Genomic DNA, 16,192 nt, shown 5'->3' on the forward strand with positions numbered 1-16,192 from the left:
CTCAATAGCAGCCTTCCTAGCTGCGTTTCTCGATTTCCTGACCCATTTTCTCGATGTGTTTCTGCATCTCTATCATGTATTTGGTCATTTGTTTCTCCAGTACCTTCATCTGCTTCTTAATGGCCTTCTTCATCTGTCTGCGGCTCATCTTGGGTGCATTGCTGTCAAAATCGAAGTTGAAGCTTATGTCAGGAACATCGGGCATCTCTATCACATCTATTCCTTCTGGCTCATCAACCTCGACTTCGTCTTCATCGACCTCGGCATCGTAGACTGCGACCGTATCTGGTTTGTCTAAAACGATGGCTGCGACATAGTCCTCGTTATGCTGGTCGAAGAAAGACTTGAAGCGTCCGTTGCGCATATTGTCGGGTATGAGTTTCAGAATGGTGGGGCGAGGCAATACCTCGTACTGCCAGTAGCGCATTACACAACCCTCCTCGTTGGCGTGCTTCTTGAAGTAGTTGAGAATGATGGAGTCGGTCTCCCACTGCTTGTAATACTTATGGGCATTCTCTTCTAAATCATCAGCATCGGCCCACTGCTGATAGAACGTTGTGCCTGTGAGCTCGAAAGTACCGTTCTTCACTTTGATGTGGCATTCCTCGCCTGGTACGAAGGGGAAACGGACGCAGGCCGTGCAGACCTCGCCATTAGGAAAGATGGCTGTGAGGTCACCAACGAGTGGTTCGTCCAAATGGGTCTCAAATGCAGAGCGCTTGTTGACAACGTCAATTTTTCCGAGGAACTTACGTGCTGATTGGTTACGGTCGAAGACCTGAACGAGGTAGCCGGCATCCTCGATGCCCTGAGTTACCTTGACGTCAATCTTGAAGTCGTTGTTACCTTGAGCGCGTGTCTCTGTGAATGTCAAACTGCTCATGAGTAACATGAGGCCGATAATGTTTTTTGTCATAATGATTAAAAATTGGTTTACTGTTAGATACTCGTGTTTATTAGAGTTTTAGGACGTACTATAGTTTTAGTACTGCAAATATAGTATGTTCTGTATTATACTCCAAAACCATTTAATAGTAGTTGACGAAAAAAATGTACTTTTAAATTTCTTTATCACTTTATCGGACAAAGACATGGGACGCAATCTCTGCGTTCCATGTCTTGTCCCTAGGGTGAGAAAAACTTGTTTTATTTATGATGAGTAATTTATTTCACAACTACACGAGGATGATATTCAAAAAGTTTCTGGTTGTCGCGAAGTTCCTTGATGTTGAAGCTCTTTACCGAGCCGCTCCAGTTGGCTCCCCACATGGCGAAAGGTTCGCCCTCAGGAACAATATAGGTAATTGTCTCTGTCTCATCAGGTATGGGTTCGAATACCATTACGATGGCAAAGTAGTCGCCTGTGCATCCCTCTACCCAGAATAGATCGTTGTTAGGATAACCAATCACGTCCTTGCACTTATACTGATGACCCCGCTGGTCAACAAGAATATTGTTGCCGCCACGACCGAAATACTCGCGCATCCAGTTCATCTCGCAGGCCTCAGCCAGATAGGTGGCTTCAGGCGTACACCACATAGCATAGGTGCCTTCTGGTACTGGCTTGATGAGATGCGCATCATTATAGACAGCCCATGACTGGTAGTTGTCTTTGTCATAATCTTTTGCCTCGCTCACGAGGTGGGCCTCGTGGAACTTAGGCGCTTTGTCCCAGGAGCCTAATCCTCTGTATTCCTGCCAGAAGTGACCTGTCTGTGTGTTGAGGTTCACATCCATGCCTCGCATATACCAGTTGGGCACACCATAGATGCAGATTTCCTTGGTGGTCTCAGGCAGCTTGGGGAAAAAGATCTGGAAGTCCAGGATGGTGCCTTCTTTCTCCTTCACGCTGAACACCTTACCGTAGCAATCGGGATTTGTGCGACGCGACTGATAGATAACGCCTGTTTCCTTGTCGAGGATGACGCACTCGTCGCTACAGAGCCATAGGTTCGTTACGATGTCGGCAGGCATACGGAAATAGCAATGGAGCACGGTCTCGTCGTTCTCCTCTGTCAATTGCCATACAACGGGAAGGTAGGCATAATCTTCACGATTTATGAAATTGGGGAAGATGCTTTCGAGGCTGTCGATGGTGGGCACATTCTTCACAAAGCCCATGTTCTCGTGCCAGGAGTTGTTTTCTGTGTCTTTCCAGACAACAGTCTTCTTCTTGGTTTTCTTATCAATGGTTGCTTCAGGAACAGCTGCCATGAAAAAGGCGTCGCACTTTGCCAGGAACTTGACGTTCTGTTTAACGTCCTGCTTCTTCGTTTGCGTCTGCATAGGCTTTGCCTGATGCCAGGTTGTTTGTGCCTGCATCGTGAGGCAGGCAATAGCCAATAGGCTAAGGGTTACGATACGTTTCATAATCATATCTTTTTTGTTTTGTTGTTAATACTCTTTATATGCATGAGCTCATCGCGATATTCTTGGTAGCATGCGGACGACTCTTTGGTGCCCAATGGTGCGTGGGTGCAGTAGAGCAGAATCTTTCCATTTACACGCTCGGCAATCCAACGGTAGTGCAACTGCTGGCGCATATCCTTCAGTTCGAAGAAGAACTGCTGGTGAGAGAAACTCAACAGATAGCCGGGTGTCTCGTCGCTATACCAGCAGGCAGCTTGCAGTAATCTGCTGAAAACGTCTATTTCCTTTGTGTCAGGGAAGACGTAAACGGCGCTGACCACGTTGCTGTCTTGGGTGGCGGAGCATTTTAATTCACCCTCTTTTACCTTGTAATAATTGGCAAACTTGGTGATGAATTCGTCCACACGGGCTGGATTCTGATAGGGCAGGGTGTCCGTCTTTGTTACGTTCGATGCGTAATGCAGGTTCGGATCGTCTGCAGAGGTGTAGGCAGGAACATTTTCCTCCGTGGGTACCTCTTCTTCAATTGCGGCCTCCTTGTCGTTGACAGCAACTCGTTGTATTGCTGATGGCAACTCGTCGTTTTGCTGGTCGTAACTCGTCGTGTTGCTATCGGAGGGCTGCTCCGTTGTCTCAGTATGTTGTGCTGTCAGACCTCCAGGCTCTCCCTCTTCTCCTGAGGGCATCAGCGTGACGCCTATGCCGATGAGGAGGAGTAGCGAGGCGGCTGCGGCTATCCAGCGCCAAGGTCGGCGTGCTTTCCCTGCGACAGGATCGCTGGGCACGCGGGAAGGCGCGGCTTCCAGCTTTTCCTCCATCTTCTTCATGAAGTCGGCAGGCAGCTTGGGCGTCTCAGCATATTTCCTATGTAGCGCCTCGCGCAGGTCTGTATCTTTTATCTTATTCATTAAACATTAATCATTAAACATGAAACATTCTTTTCAGCGCTGAATGAATCTTCAATTATTTAACTTGCGATAGAGTTTCTTTCTCGTCCTGTATAGGCGGTTGGCCAGTGCTGCAGGTTCGATACCTGTGATATAGGTTATCTCTGCGAGCGGACGGTCTTCGAAGTAGTAGAGTGTCAGGAGCATTCGCTCGTCGTCTGGCAGTGTGTCAATCACCTCCATCAGTTGCTCTATTCTCTCTTCGCGCCCTGTGTTCAGTTCTGCCTCCAGCTCCTCGTCGCTGATGTCAGTATTGTCTTCCATCGCTACAATCACAGGCCGTCGTCGTCTCAGATGGTCGAGTGTCAGGTGGTAGGCGATGCGGCAGAGCCAGGTGGAGAGCGAAGCCTTGTGAGGGGCGTAGCTGTCGATATGACTGAAGGCCCGCAGGAAGGTGTCCTGTGTCAGCTCCTGGGCGTCCATCATGTCGGGCACCTGTCTCGCTATCATGGCGAAGACACGCTCGGCATAGCGACTGACCATCTCTGTCTGTCCCTCGCGCCGTCCTTGCCTGACGGCCTCTACAAGTTCTGTCTCTGTCAGAGCACTCATCTTTTTGTCTATCTCTATTTGTTATACGACAGTTTTAGGAAAATATCTCGCACTTTCGCGATTTTTTTTCAAAAAAAGTTTAATTGCACCTTTTAATGGTCTTTGGTTTGTCAAAATTAATACAATAATCCGTACCCTCCAAATAAATTGAGGGTAGTTAAGTGAAATTGTTCTGTTTTTAAGTTTTATTATTAAATTTTGCGGGAATGCTTTTTTTTGCTTAACTTTGCACACTGAATATAAATAGGTATAGAGAAGATAATGAGAACCGTCATAATTACTATCATACTATTATGCAGTGTAAGTCTGCAGGTGAGCGCATCTGCCATAGATTCTTTGCGTCAGATTCTTCCCACACTGAAAGGCAATGAGCGTTCCAAAGCCTATATGAAACTCTCGCAACTGCTTAGTAGTGAGGATGACCCCCAGAAAGCTCTTGACTGCTTGGATGAATGGATTGCTTTCGAACAGGATGAACGGAATATAGAGGGCGAGGGAAAGGCTCGTTGGAGTAAAGTGGCCGTGCTGACCAACTGCGCACTGGACTCAATGCTCCTGAAAGAGGCTCCTGAGCAGATGGCGTGGTTTAAGAAACACCGTCAGTGGAACCGTTATTATGACACGTGGGACAGTAAGGCCTGCGTCTATATGTATTCCTCACGTATCCAGACGGCCCTGCGCGAAGCCCAGGATATGTTGGAAGATGCCCAGAAGAATGATGATAACTTCGGTAAGGCTGCTGCCTATCAGCTGATGGGTGTGGTCTATGAGAGCATGGGTCAGTATGACCAGGCTGTCGATGTGTTTCGTGAGTGTATCAAACAGCTGAAACAACGCGAGAGCGAGGTGGAGGCCTTCACGACGGTATTCGACTACCTTTGTCAGACGTTGGACGAGAGTCACCGCTATTACGAGGAATTGGATGTCGCTAGGGAGTGGGAGCAGGGTATCCTGCACCGCATGCAACGTAAGGGGGCATTTCCAGAACTGCATTTCCCCACCTATATCGCCTGTCGTTGTAATAAGGCCTCGGCCCTTGCCGGACTGAACCGTCTGGAGGAAGCAGAACAGGAGATTCGTCAGGCGGAAGAGATGCAGAATGCTTGTGGCACCCCGCTTGGCAAATACCGTATCTATTATGTACGTGTGCATTATGCCCTTGCTGCAAAGCAGGCTGAGCAGGTGCTGGCCTATTGCGACAGTCTGGAGGCGCTCGACCTGAATGCTGGTGGCGATGTGGCCGCTTTCCGTGGTGAGGCCTATCTGCAGATGGGACGGATGGATGAGGCTGCCAAGACCTTCCGTGACCTCTATTATAAGAAGGACTCAGTGTTTAACCGTGAGATGCGCATCCAGTTGGACGAGCTGAACACGCTCTATAAGGTTGATGAACTGAAGATGCAGACCCAGTTGGAGCGTTCGCGCTTCCTCATCGGTATGGCTGTCGTACTGGTCGTAGCCCTTCTGCTGGCGATGTATCTCAGACATGTGGCAGCAGCAAAGTTGCGCCGTGAGCATGCCTTGCTGAAGGTGGCCAACGCCCGTGCCGAGGAGTCTTCGAAGATGAAGACCAACTTCATCCAGCAAATCTCGCATGAGATACGCACGCCGCTGAATGTGCTATCCGGCTTTACGCAGATTATCACGGCACCGGATGTGAAACTTGATGAGGCCACGAAGAATGATATCAATACACGTATCATCGAGAGTACGGACCGTATCACAGGACTGGTGAACAAGATGCTGGAACTGAGTGATGCTAACAGTACGGCTGTGATCGAGAGCCATGATGATGTGTCGGCTCCGCAGATAGCGTCGCAGGCCGCAGAAGAGGCACGTATGCAACAGGCCCGTCATATCACCTTCGAGATGCAGGTGGCACCCGATGTGGAGGCCGTCGTGCTGCACACGAATATGCGTCAGGCTTCACGTGCCCTGGAGCTCCTGTTGGATAATGCACGTAAGTTCACCAAGCAGGGCAGCGTCAGGCTGATACTGGAGAAGACGGACAAGATGATGCGCTTCGTGGTGGAGGATACGGGTATCGGTGTGCCTGCTGCTGAGGCTGATCATATCTTTGAGGAGTTCGTGCAGTTGGACAACTACTATGATGGTACAGGTATCGGTCTGACGGTGGCTCGTTCTATTGCCCGCCGTCTGGGTGGCGATGTGGAACTGGATACCACTTACCAGCCGGGTGCCCGCTTCGTGATGACACTTCCTTTGTAACATAAAAGTGAAATACCTATGAAAAAGAACCTTTGTATCCTGCTTCTGACCGTGGGCGCATTGATAGGCTGCTCTACAGGTCAGCATGTTGCCAGACAGCAGCATCAGGAAAGTATCGTGGTGCTCTACGAGAACGATGTGCACGGACAGATTGACGGCTATCCCAAACTGGCCGGTCTGCGTGATGCCATCAGTCAGAGTGATACGGCTTGGACGGCAGTGGTGAGCTGTGGCGACTATCTCTCGGGTGGTGTGGCCTGCTCGCTGAAGAAAGGTGAGTATATCGTGACGCTGATGAATAGCGTTGGCTATGATGCCGTGACGCTGGGTAATCATGAGTACGACTTTGGTATGCCGCGCCTCATGGAACTGCTGCCAGGGCTGAATACACCGGCTGTCTGCGTGAACCTCTACGACTATCAGGGTACAGAACCGCTGATGGCGCCTTATGTCATTAGGCAGTATGGTGACCAGCGTGTGGCTTTCGTGGGTGTCAGTACGCCCGAATCGATGGATGCTGAGGCTTACTCGTTCTTTGACGACAAGGGACGTCAGTTGTACGACCTCCATACAAAGGAGACTTATCAGATGGTGCAGCAGGCTGCCGATAAAGCGCGCAAGGAGGGAGCCGATTATGTCATCGTGCTGGCTCATCTGGGTGAGGTGGAGTCTGATACGGGTGTGGACTCCTACGGACTGGCTGCTGCGACACGAGGCATTGATGCGGTGCTCGACGGACATACCCATCACACCTATGCCAGAACGGATATCGTCAATCTGGATGGCAAGAAGATTCCTGTCAGTTCCACAGGCACGCAGTTTGCTAATTTCGGCAAACTGGTCATCAAGGATGGTAAGGTATATACTACTCTGGTGCCTGCGGCCGAGAATACCTATATGAGTGAGAAGGTGGCTGCTACGCTGGCCGATGTGAAGGCACAAATCCATGAGCAGACCTCAAGACGGCTGTGCAAGTCGGACTTCGAACTGACCATCAATGATGCCAGTGGTAAGCGACTGGTGCGTAGTGGTGAGACGAATCTTGGCGACCTTGTGACGGATGCCTATCGGAAGGCTGTACAGGCAGAGATAGGTCTGACCAATGGTGGCGGACTGCGCAACAGCATCAAGGCTGGAGTGATTACTTATGGTGATGTGCTCAATACGTTGCCTTTCGAGAATTATGTCATCAAGATGGTGGCTACTGGTCAGCAGATTATGACGATGCTGGAGAAATGTACTGCGCAACTGCCCAATGAGGAGGGTAACTTCCCACATGTGTCGGGCATGCGCTTCACCGTGCATAGCAAGAGTCACAGGGTGACGGATGTGGAGGTGCTCGACCCGTCGGACAATTCTTATAAGCCGCTTGACCTGCAGCGTCGCTATACCATAGGCACTATAGACTATACGCTGAAAGGCGGCATGATGAACAACTGTCCTCAGTTGCCCGTAACAGCCCAGCTGTATGCCGAATGTGTGGCTGATTATCTGAGTACCTTTGCCAACGGTATGGTGGATGCCGCCTATGCCAGATCGCAGGGGCGCATCACGTTCGTTGAAGATTAAGAAGAAAGAAAAATGCCGCTAACGGCGGACCACCTTTCTGGTCTGGCCGTTAGCGTATTTGATGATATACATTCCTGTTCCCATTGCTCCCTGAGGAATCTGACGTCCGCTCAGATCGTAAACCTCCTTGATTTGAGGTTTTAGGTTTGAGGTTTGGGATTGAATGGCTGTCTGACTATTGTTGCCTCCCATGAAGTCAAAAGATACCAGTCCGTTGTTCACACGGATATTCGTAATGGGTTTCGACATCAGTTTGGTGCCGTCCTGTGCCGCATGACGCAGCGTGGCGGCAGGGTTGGATTTGTTGGTCAGCGAGTCTTTCTCTCCATAGGGATAGGCCCATCCGCTTCCCATAGCGGTATAGTTCATGCCGTTGGCGGGAAAGATGCTGTAGTGATTGTCTTTATACGTATTGGGATATTCGTATTTCCATAAATGTTCGTCATAGTCGATGTGGAAGATCACAAGTCCGCTGCCAGGCAGGTATCTGTCCCATCCTTGCTGCTGACGATTCTCCAGGATATAATACTCATTGGGATAGGCATCATTGCGTATCATGTAGGCCACAGGCTCATCGCCGAGGGCTGGCATATTGGTGATGGATGCAGGCTCTGTCAGTTCCTTTATGTCGAGCCATCCCAGTATCATGCGTTCGTGGGCAGAATAGTTGGGCGGGCAATAGCCGTTATAGTTGTAATTGCCATGATCCATAATGTCCCAGTTGCCAACGATCTGTAGGTTGTTAAAGTAGAAATCAGGGAGTGTCATGCAGTGCCCGAATTCGTGGCAGAATGTGCCGAAGGTCGCACTGGTATTACCTATCTCAGGTATAAATCCATAATTATCTATTTTGTAGTTCTTGTCGCTACTATTCACGACGACAGGATCGTGTTCGTATATGGAGAGTGCTGCCTGGTGAGCCCAGATGGTGTTCTTGTCGCCGCCATCGTTCTGTCCCATGCCGGCATAGATTACCAATACTTGGTCTATGTAGCCATCATCATCCCAGTCGTAGGGTGCCCAGTCTGTCACTGTATTTTTCAAGGAGTCGGCCAGTGCCTCAAATAGCATGGAGGCATTCTCGTCATCGGTAGCAGTACTGTGATAGACGGCATGCTCTTTGTTCACTTTAAAGGCATACAGGTCGAACTGCAAGTTGAACTTTCCGTAGCTCTGGTTGTAGAAATAATCGTGTACAGACCCCTGATAGTTGCCCTCGTGATAGTTGGGCTGATTGAGAATATGGTTCCATAGCATAAGGGGATCCTCACTCTCAAAGTCCAGGTCGCTAAAAGAGGAAAGGACTACCAGTTGACGTTTATCACCAATATATGATTTGGCGCGTTTTGCCGCTGCAGCGCGCTTACTGCTGATGCTACGTGGTAGCATGTGGCGGCGAGGATGTTCATAAGAAAATGCTGTCAGCGAACTCACTAAGAGCAGCGCTGACAGCAAGTATTTTACTGTGTTTATGCCCATTTACTCAGGTCTTGTTCTGCAATAAACTTCATGTTGTTCAGGATGATGACCTCACGTGCCTTCTCACGGTTGTCGGTACGGAATACGAGGATTCCCTTGCCGCGCAGCAGGAAGGTGTACATATAGGCAATGCTGATGCCTGCATCGCTGAATATCTTCACGGCGTCGGCAGCACGTCCTGGTTCGTCGTCGAGTTCCAATGCAAGCACATCGCTCAGGGCAACGGCGACACCAGATTTCTTCAGCTCATCGTAAGCGCGCAAGGGCTCGCTGCAGATGAGACGATAGATACCATACTCTGCCGTGTCGGCAATGGTAGAGGCAACGATCTGTATTTTAGCCTCTTTCAGTACTTCAAGAACCTTGATCAGGGTGCCTGAGCGGTTCTCGATGAAGATGGATAATTGATGAATTGTCATAATATATAGATTTTTATTGATAAACTTTTCTCTTGTCAACCACACGCACGGCCTTGCCTTCGCTTACGGGCAGTGTGCCGCGAGGTACGAGTTTTACGCGAGGCGTGAGCAGAATTTCATCTTTCAGGGCGCGAGTGATGTCCTTACTGAGCTGTTGCAGACGGTTGTAGTCGTCGGTAAACATCTCGGCCAGTTCCACCTCAACAGTCATGTTGTCGTTGTCCTCATCGGTGGTCAGGGTAATCAGGTAGTTGTTGCCCAGTTCCTTGAACTGCATCAGGATTTTCTCAATCTGGATGGGGAAGATGTTGACGCCGCGCAGCACCATCATATCGTCTGAGCGACCGCGCATACGATCCAGACGCACATGATTACGTCCGCAGGGACAACTGCGTCCCAATACGCGGGTGAGGTCGCGGGTGCGATAGCGCAGCAGCGGCATGGCTTCACGGCACAGCGTGGTGAGCACCAGTTCGCCAATCTCGCCATCGGGCACTGGCTCCAATGTCTCTGGATCTACGATTTCTACGATATAGTAGTCCTCCCAGAAGTGCAGACCATTCTGCTCAGGGCACTCGAAACCTACGCCAGGACCGCACATCTCACTCATGCCGAATGAGTTGTAGGCCTTCACGCCCATCATATCCTCGATACGCTTGCGCTGCTCCTCAGAGTGGGGCTCTGCGCCGATAGCCAGCACCTTCAGTTTGGTGTCACGACGTGGGTCAACACCCTGTTCCTGCATCACCTCGTAGAGACGGGTAACGTAAGAGGGGACAGCATGGATGGCTGTAGTGCCAAAGTCCTTGATGAACTTAATCTGTCGCAGGGAGTTACCTGCAGCGGCAGGTACGGTGAGCATACCCAACTTCTCAGCGCCATACTGGAAGCCCAGTCCGCCGGTGAACATGCCGTAGCCGGATGAGTTCTGGAATACGTCGTCAGGACGCAGTCCCACCATCCACAGGTTACGTGCCACTTGGTTGGCCCATTCGTCAAGGTCTTTCTTCGTGTGCAGAATTACTGTGGGGTTACCCGTGGTGCCTGATGATGAGTGCAGGCGCACACAGTCTCTCATCGGCACGCAACACATGCCGAAAGGATAGGTCTCGCGCAGGTCTTGCTTCGTGGTGAAGGGTAACTTGCGTACGTCGGCCAGTGTCTGGATGTCGTCGGGTGTAATACCTGCTTCTTTGAATTTCTTTTGGTAGAACTCGTTGTTCATGCAGTGGCGAACAGTCTCCTTGAGTCGTTCCAACTGGTACGCCTCAATCTGTTCGCGACTCATGGTTTCGCGTTCAGGATTAAAATAAAGGCTCTTGTCGTTCATTGTTAATATTATAGTTTTCGGTTATCTATCACGTGGGCGCTCTTACCCTGACTGCGCTCAATGGTGCCAGGTGCTTTGAGCTGTACCTTGGCGGCGATGCTGAGCACGCTCTTTAATTTAGCGGCCAACTTCTTCTCCAGGGCATCAACAGCGGCAGGTGTGTCGAAGGTAGAGGTGAATACCTCCTGACGTAATTCAGCCTGAACAAGCAGCGTGTCGAGGTTCTTCTCACGGTCTACAATCAGCATGTAGCGTGGAGCAAACTCAGGCAGCGACAGGATGACGCTCTCCACCTGTGATGGGAATACGTTGATACCGCGGATAATCAGCATATCGTCGCTTCGACCCTGGATGCGACCCATGCGTACGTTGGTACGACCGCAGTCGCAGGTGCCTGGTATCAGAGAGCAGAGGTCGCGTGTGCGATAGCGCAGCAACGGCATACCTTCCTTGGTCAGTGTGGTAAACACCAACTCGCCCGTCTGTCCCAAGGGTAGGGGCTCCAGTGTGGTGGGATTGATTATTTCCGGATAGAAATGGTCCTCATTGATGTGTGAACCATTCTGCATCTGGCACTCATAGCTCACGCTGGGACCCATAATCTCTGACAGACCATAGATGTTATAGCCTTTCAGTCCCAGTTTATTCTCAATCTCCTTGCGCATCTGCTCTGTCCATGGCTCAGCACCAAAAGCACCGATACGCAGTCGGATATCGTCTTTGCTGATGCCAATCTTCTCCATCGTCTCGGCCAGATAGAGGGCGTACGACGGGGTGCAGGCAATACCGGTGATGCCCAGGTCGCGAATCAGTTTCAGGTGTTTCTCTGTGTTACCCGTGCCGGCAGGGATGACGCTGGCTCCCAGATGTTCCACACCATAGTGGGCACCCAGTCCGCCGGTAAACAGGCCATAGCCATAGGCCACAGAGAAAATGTCATCGCGCGACACGCCAAAGGCTGTCAGACAGCGAGCCATGGTCTCGCTCCATATACCGATATCCTTACGTGTATATCCCACGATGGTTGGCTTTCCTGTGGTGCCACTTGAGGCGTGGATACGGATTATCTCGCTCTGCGGGGCGGCCTGCAGTCCAAAGGGATAGTTGTCGCGCAGGTCTTGCTTGGTAGTAAACGGCAGCTTCGTGATGTCTTCGATGGTCTGAATGTCATCGGGACGAATGTCCATCTCTTGCAACTTATTGCGATAGAAAGGAACATTATGGTACACATACTCTACAATTTTGTGTAGGCGTTTGCCTTGCAGCGCGCTCATCTCGTCGCGGCTCATGCACTCTTTGTTAGGATTCCAAATCATGTCTATGTTTTTAGGTTTGTGTACTGCAAAAGTACAACAAATAATGCTTTCAGCCAAAAAATCCTCTTGAAACTTTTTGCCTTTTCCCTGAATTGTATTATTTTTGCAACAAAATACCAAAAACAGCTATGATAAACAAACAACTTCTTCAGCCAGAGAGCATCGTGGTGATTGGTGGCTCTAATAATGTGCATAAACCTGGTGGCGCCGTAGTGCGTAATCTGTTGAGTGGTGGCTACGAGGGTACGCTGCGTGTAGTGAATCCCAAGGAGGACGAGGTGCAGGGTATCAAGGCCTTCCATGATGCGCAGGAATTGCCGCCAACGGACCTGGCTATCCTGGTGGTGGCAGCCAAGTATTGTCCTGACTATGTGGAACTGCTGGCTAAGGAGAAGCAGGTACGTGCGTTCATTATCATATCTGCTGGATTTAGCGAGGAGACCCATGAGGGTGCTCTGCTTGAACAGCGCATTCTGGATATCTGTGACCAATATGGTTGTGCACTGATAGGTCCCAACTGTATCGGACTGCTTACGCGCTGGCATCACTCAGTCTTCACGCGTCCTATACCCAACCTTAATCCAAAGGGTGTTGACTTTATTTCGGGCTCTGGTGCCACGGCGGTGTTTATCCTTGAGAGTGCAGTGAGCAAGGGTTTGCAGTTTAATAGCGTCTGGTCTATTGGTAACGGTAAGCAGAATGGTATCGAGACGGTATTGGAATATATGGACGAGCATTTCGATGCCGAGCGTGACTCATTGGTGAAGTTGCTGTATATAGAAAACATTGCCGATCCGGATAAACTGCTGTATCACGCTACCTCATTGATTCGGAAGGGCTGTCGCATCGCCGCTATCAAGGCTGGTTCATCGCAAGCAGGCAGTCGTGCGGCCAGCAGTCATACAGGTGCCATCGCCAGTAGCGACTCTGCCGTTGAGGCCCTCTTCCGCAAGGCAGGTATTGTCCGTTGTTTCAGTCGTGAGGAACTCACCACTGTTGGTTGTATTCTCTGCCTTCCTCCTTTGCCTCAAAGAGAGGGCGGCCTGAATTTTGCGATTGTCACTCATGCTGGCGGCCCAGGTGTGATGCTCACGGATGCACTGTCGAAAGGTGGTATGAATGTGCCGCCACTTACGGGACCTGTGGCCGAAGAGCTGAAAGGAAAGTTGCTGCCTGGCAGTAGTGTGGCCAACCCGATTGATATCCTGGCTACAGGAACGGCCGAACATCTGGGTATTGCTATTGATTACTGTGAGCGCATGGAGGATATCGATGCTATTATGGTCATCTTCGGTACACCAGGGTTGGTTAAGATATTTGAGGTCTACGACGTCTTGCATAAAAAGATTCAAGAGTGTAAGAAACCTATTTTCCCCATTCTTCCAAGTGTGAGTACTGCAGGTCCTGAGGTTCAGGAATTCCTGAAACGCGGTCATGTGAACTTCTGTGACGAGGTGACGCTGGCCACGGCGCTGACGCAGATTATGAAAACGCCTGCTCCTGCTGAGCAGAATGTTGTGATTAATGGGGTTGATGTACCACAGATTCGCAGGATTATTGACGGTATTCAGACCCACCCCCAACCCCTCCCTGCAGGGAGGGGAGAGGATAGCTCTTCTACAGAGAAAACTGACGACAAGACTATATATTCCCCTCCATCACAGGGAGGGGCAAAGGGGTGGGTCTCTCCTTCGATTGTACACGACCTCCTTGCTGCTGCCGGCATCCCCACGGTGCCTGAGTTTGTGAGTGCCGACAAGGACGAAATCGTGGCCTTTGCCGAGAGGGTAGGCTACCCTGTAGTGGTAAAGGTGGTTGGTCCTGTGCATAAGAGTGATGTGGGTGGCGTGACGCTGAATATCCACTCCCAACAGGTGCTCTCGGCTGAGTTCGACCGTATGATGCAGATTCCTGATGCTACGGCGGTGATGGTGCAGAAGATGATTCGTGGTACCGAACTGTTTATTGGTGCGAAGTACGAGCCGCGCTTCGGACATGTGGTGCTCTGCGGACTGGGGGGCATCTTCGTGGAGGTGTTGAAGGATGTATCGTCTGGTTTGGCACCGCTGTCTTACGAGGAGGCTTACTCCATGATTCGTTCCCTGCGTGGCTATAAGATACTGAAAGGTACGCGTGGACAGCGAGGCATCAACGAACGTAAGTATGCCGAGATTATCGTGCGCCTCTCTACGCTCCTGCGCTTTGCTACGGAGATCAAGGAGATGGACATCAATCCGCTACTTGCCGATGGCGACGACATCATCGCTGTAGATGCCAGAATCTTGGTAGAAAAATAGCACTAACTTCCAAGTTTTTTGTCGATTATTTACATTGTCTACATATCTGGTTACATGGTTACAGCTGTAACCATGTAACCGCTAAAGTATGAAGATATGGTAAAATTCATAGTAATATGTTGATATTCAATATCTTGCATACGTGTAATAGTATCCGTAATAGCAAAATGGTTACATGGTTACAGCTGTAACCATGTAACCGTTCTGTGTACTTGCAGCGTTTAGTATTAGTTCTAGTAAGTGCCCGTATTAGTTCTCGCAGGGAAAAACCTAGGTGTAGCAGGGGAAGAAACGGCTGCTCTCCATCGTTTGCCTACACCCAAACGGTTGTGCGCCCATACGCAAACAACTGTGCGCCTATACCCGTTTTAAATCGCAAAAAATATGAGTGATGCTCGTTATGCTCTCCTGAAAAAATCAAAGTATCTGTCCCCTGATTACCATGTACCATGTAGATTTGTCTATGGTTATTTGCACAGATACAGTTTATTCTCGTCAAAGTCAAAGATGGCGGGCATCGTAAAGAACTTCAGTCCCAGGAAACCACACTCCTCCAAGGACTTGAAGGTGGACACACCCACAGAGACATTCTCGTACATCCTCTTGCAGATGGTCAGCTCTTCAGCATAGACGCCCTGTGCTACCACCTTTCCCGTTCTTTTGTCGCGTGCATCCTTCAGGCTGATCTTTCCATCGCTGAAGAGGTTTTCTACGCTGGCATTGCATTTGTTGAGGAAAAGCAGCGAGGCATTTCCCATATCCGCAATGAATTTTCCTGTGATGGTTTTTTGATATCCACCAGCAGAAATGGTTAATGAGGTCGTGATATCTGGCATTCCAAACTGGTTGTAGGTCATGTTCCAAGCCGAGGCTTCCCTTGTGAGTTTCTGCAGGGCATCCCTGCTGCAGACGCAGAATTGAGACTTACCAAGGTCTATTTTGACGATAGAACTGTTGTCTTGAGGATGATGGAGCATCTGGATAGGTATCTTGAGCTCATTGTCATCAGTGGTTATCTTCACAGGTCCTTCAAAGATAGCGTCACCCATCCGCAGGCGTGCCTGAGCCGTATATTTCACATGTCGCAGTCCGCCAAGATACCTGATTTTCTCGTCAGACTCCTTTACCTCCATTTTCAGGGAGTCTTTATGGGCTTTATAGAATGCCTCACTCATCATCAGGCCTGGTACGCCACTCTCCAGCATTAACTTAGCCTTTGCCCCGTTCAGGGTCGTCTCACAATAGAAATGTCCATGTTCCAGAGTCAGATTGAACATAGCCTCCGTTTGAGCCATGCAATATTGGCCCAGAAACAGGAAAAGCAACAATAAGGTGTGATAAATGCGCTTCATCGTGATTTCTTTTCATTAAAATATTGCAGTCGTTCGTTTAGCAGGTCGCAGAGTTCATGCTGCTTTATGGTAAGACCGTCGGTAGAGAACATCTTGACATAGCCGTTCCCATTCTTCAGATGGACGATCATATGGTCTGTGGGCAAGTTAAATCGCCATAGCTTGGTCGTCTCACATTCAAAAGACTTCACTTCATCGAAACGGACTTCCCATTGTCCACGTCGTTCGTTGACAAGGACGCGGTCATCGTTTATCGTCAGATAAGTGCGTTTGGGAATCATCAGTATCTTTTTTATGGCTATAAACAGAAGGAATACGCAACCCATAAAGCC

13 protein-coding genes are annotated in these 16,192 nt (G+C 49.9%); 3 read left to right on the plus strand and 10 right to left on the minus strand.

The genetic code is table 11. The features are described from left to right. Window positions 1-16: 16 nt before the first annotated feature. The 4 genes from L6466_RS01855 to L6466_RS01870 all read right to left on the minus strand — a co-directional run bounded on the left by L6466_RS01855 (window position 17) and on the right by L6466_RS01870 (window position 3,869). Window positions 17-916 carry a hypothetical protein gene (locus L6466_RS01855; RefSeq protein ID WP_237793530.1) on the minus strand — a complete coding sequence of 300 codons (900 nt, stop codon included), beginning with the start codon at window positions 914-916 and terminating at the stop codon, window positions 17-19. A 248-nt stretch (window positions 917-1,164) separates the two neighbouring features. Further along, window positions 1,165-2,370 (minus strand): hypothetical protein, encoded by a 1,206-nt coding sequence (locus L6466_RS01860; RefSeq protein ID WP_237802256.1) that lies wholly within the window; start codon window positions 2,368-2,370, stop codon window positions 1,165-1,167. A gap of 2 nt (window positions 2,371-2,372) precedes the next feature. Beyond that, the gene (locus L6466_RS01865; protein ID WP_237802255.1) at window positions 2,373-3,278 is read right to left on the minus strand and encodes a hypothetical protein; all 906 of its coding nucleotides are present in this window, start codon (window positions 3,276-3,278) and stop codon (window positions 2,373-2,375) included. Window positions 3,279-3,329: 51 nt separating this feature from the next. Next, a complete protein-coding gene (locus L6466_RS01870) occupies window positions 3,330-3,869 on the minus strand; it encodes an RNA polymerase sigma factor (RefSeq protein WP_237802254.1) in 540 nt (179 codons plus the stop codon). A gap of 261 nt (window positions 3,870-4,130) precedes the next feature. On the opposite strand from L6466_RS01870, the gene L6466_RS01875 reads away from it, so the two are divergent. Together L6466_RS01875 and L6466_RS01880 are read left to right on the plus strand one after the other, a co-directional pair. Further along, on the plus strand, window positions 4,131-6,098 hold the full coding sequence (locus L6466_RS01875) for a tetratricopeptide repeat-containing sensor histidine kinase (RefSeq protein ID WP_237802253.1): 1,968 nt from the start codon (window positions 4,131-4,133) through the stop codon (window positions 6,096-6,098). Window positions 6,099-6,116: 18 nt separating this feature from the next. Further along, a complete protein-coding gene (locus L6466_RS01880) occupies window positions 6,117-7,667 on the plus strand; it encodes a bifunctional metallophosphatase/5'-nucleotidase (RefSeq protein WP_237802252.1) in 1,551 nt (516 codons plus the stop codon). 18 nt (window positions 7,668-7,685) lie between these two features. Here the strand turns inward: L6466_RS01880 and L6466_RS01885 are convergent, their stop codons facing one another. From L6466_RS01885 to L6466_RS01900, 4 genes are read right to left on the minus strand one after another with little or no spacing between them, the layout of a single operon-like run. Beyond that, window positions 7,686-9,146, minus strand: coding sequence for a M6 family metalloprotease domain-containing protein (locus tag L6466_RS01885; RefSeq protein ID WP_237802251.1), 1,461 nt, complete (start codon window positions 9,144-9,146; stop codon window positions 7,686-7,688). Next, on the minus strand, window positions 9,137-9,565 hold the full coding sequence (locus L6466_RS01890; RefSeq protein WP_091814000.1) for an amino acid-binding protein: 429 nt from the start codon (window positions 9,563-9,565) through the stop codon (window positions 9,137-9,139). The genes L6466_RS01885 and L6466_RS01890 overlap by 10 nt, the downstream gene beginning before the upstream one ends. Before the next feature lie 13 nt (window positions 9,566-9,578). Further along, window positions 9,579-10,895 carry a phenylacetate--CoA ligase family protein gene (locus tag L6466_RS01895; protein WP_237802250.1) on the minus strand — a complete coding sequence of 439 codons (1,317 nt, stop codon included), beginning with the start codon at window positions 10,893-10,895 and terminating at the stop codon, window positions 9,579-9,581. A gap of 8 nt (window positions 10,896-10,903) precedes the next feature. After that, complete coding sequence (locus L6466_RS01900; RefSeq protein WP_091852615.1) at window positions 10,904-12,211, minus strand: phenylacetate--CoA ligase family protein; 1,308 nt, start codon at window positions 12,209-12,211, stop codon at window positions 10,904-10,906. A gap of 128 nt (window positions 12,212-12,339) precedes the next feature. On the opposite strand from L6466_RS01900, the gene L6466_RS01905 reads away from it, so the two are divergent. Continuing rightward, window positions 12,340-14,508, plus strand: a complete 2,169-nt coding sequence (locus L6466_RS01905) for an acetate--CoA ligase family protein (protein ID WP_237802249.1) — start codon at window positions 12,340-12,342, stop codon at window positions 14,506-14,508. 467 nt (window positions 14,509-14,975) lie between these two features. Here the strand turns inward: L6466_RS01905 and L6466_RS01910 are convergent, their stop codons facing one another. After that, window positions 14,976-15,860, minus strand: a complete 885-nt coding sequence (locus L6466_RS01910) for a hypothetical protein (protein WP_237802248.1) — start codon at window positions 15,858-15,860, stop codon at window positions 14,976-14,978. After that, window positions 15,857-16,141, minus strand: coding sequence for a hypothetical protein (locus L6466_RS01915; protein WP_237802247.1), 285 nt, complete (start codon window positions 16,139-16,141; stop codon window positions 15,857-15,859). The genes L6466_RS01910 and L6466_RS01915 overlap by 4 nt, the downstream gene beginning before the upstream one ends. Between the last annotated feature and the right edge of the window lie 51 nt (window positions 16,142-16,192).

Origin of the sequence: Prevotella communis (assembly GCF_022024175.1) — a bacterium.
Taxonomy (GTDB): domain Bacteria; phylum Bacteroidota; class Bacteroidia; order Bacteroidales; family Bacteroidaceae; genus Prevotella; species Prevotella communis.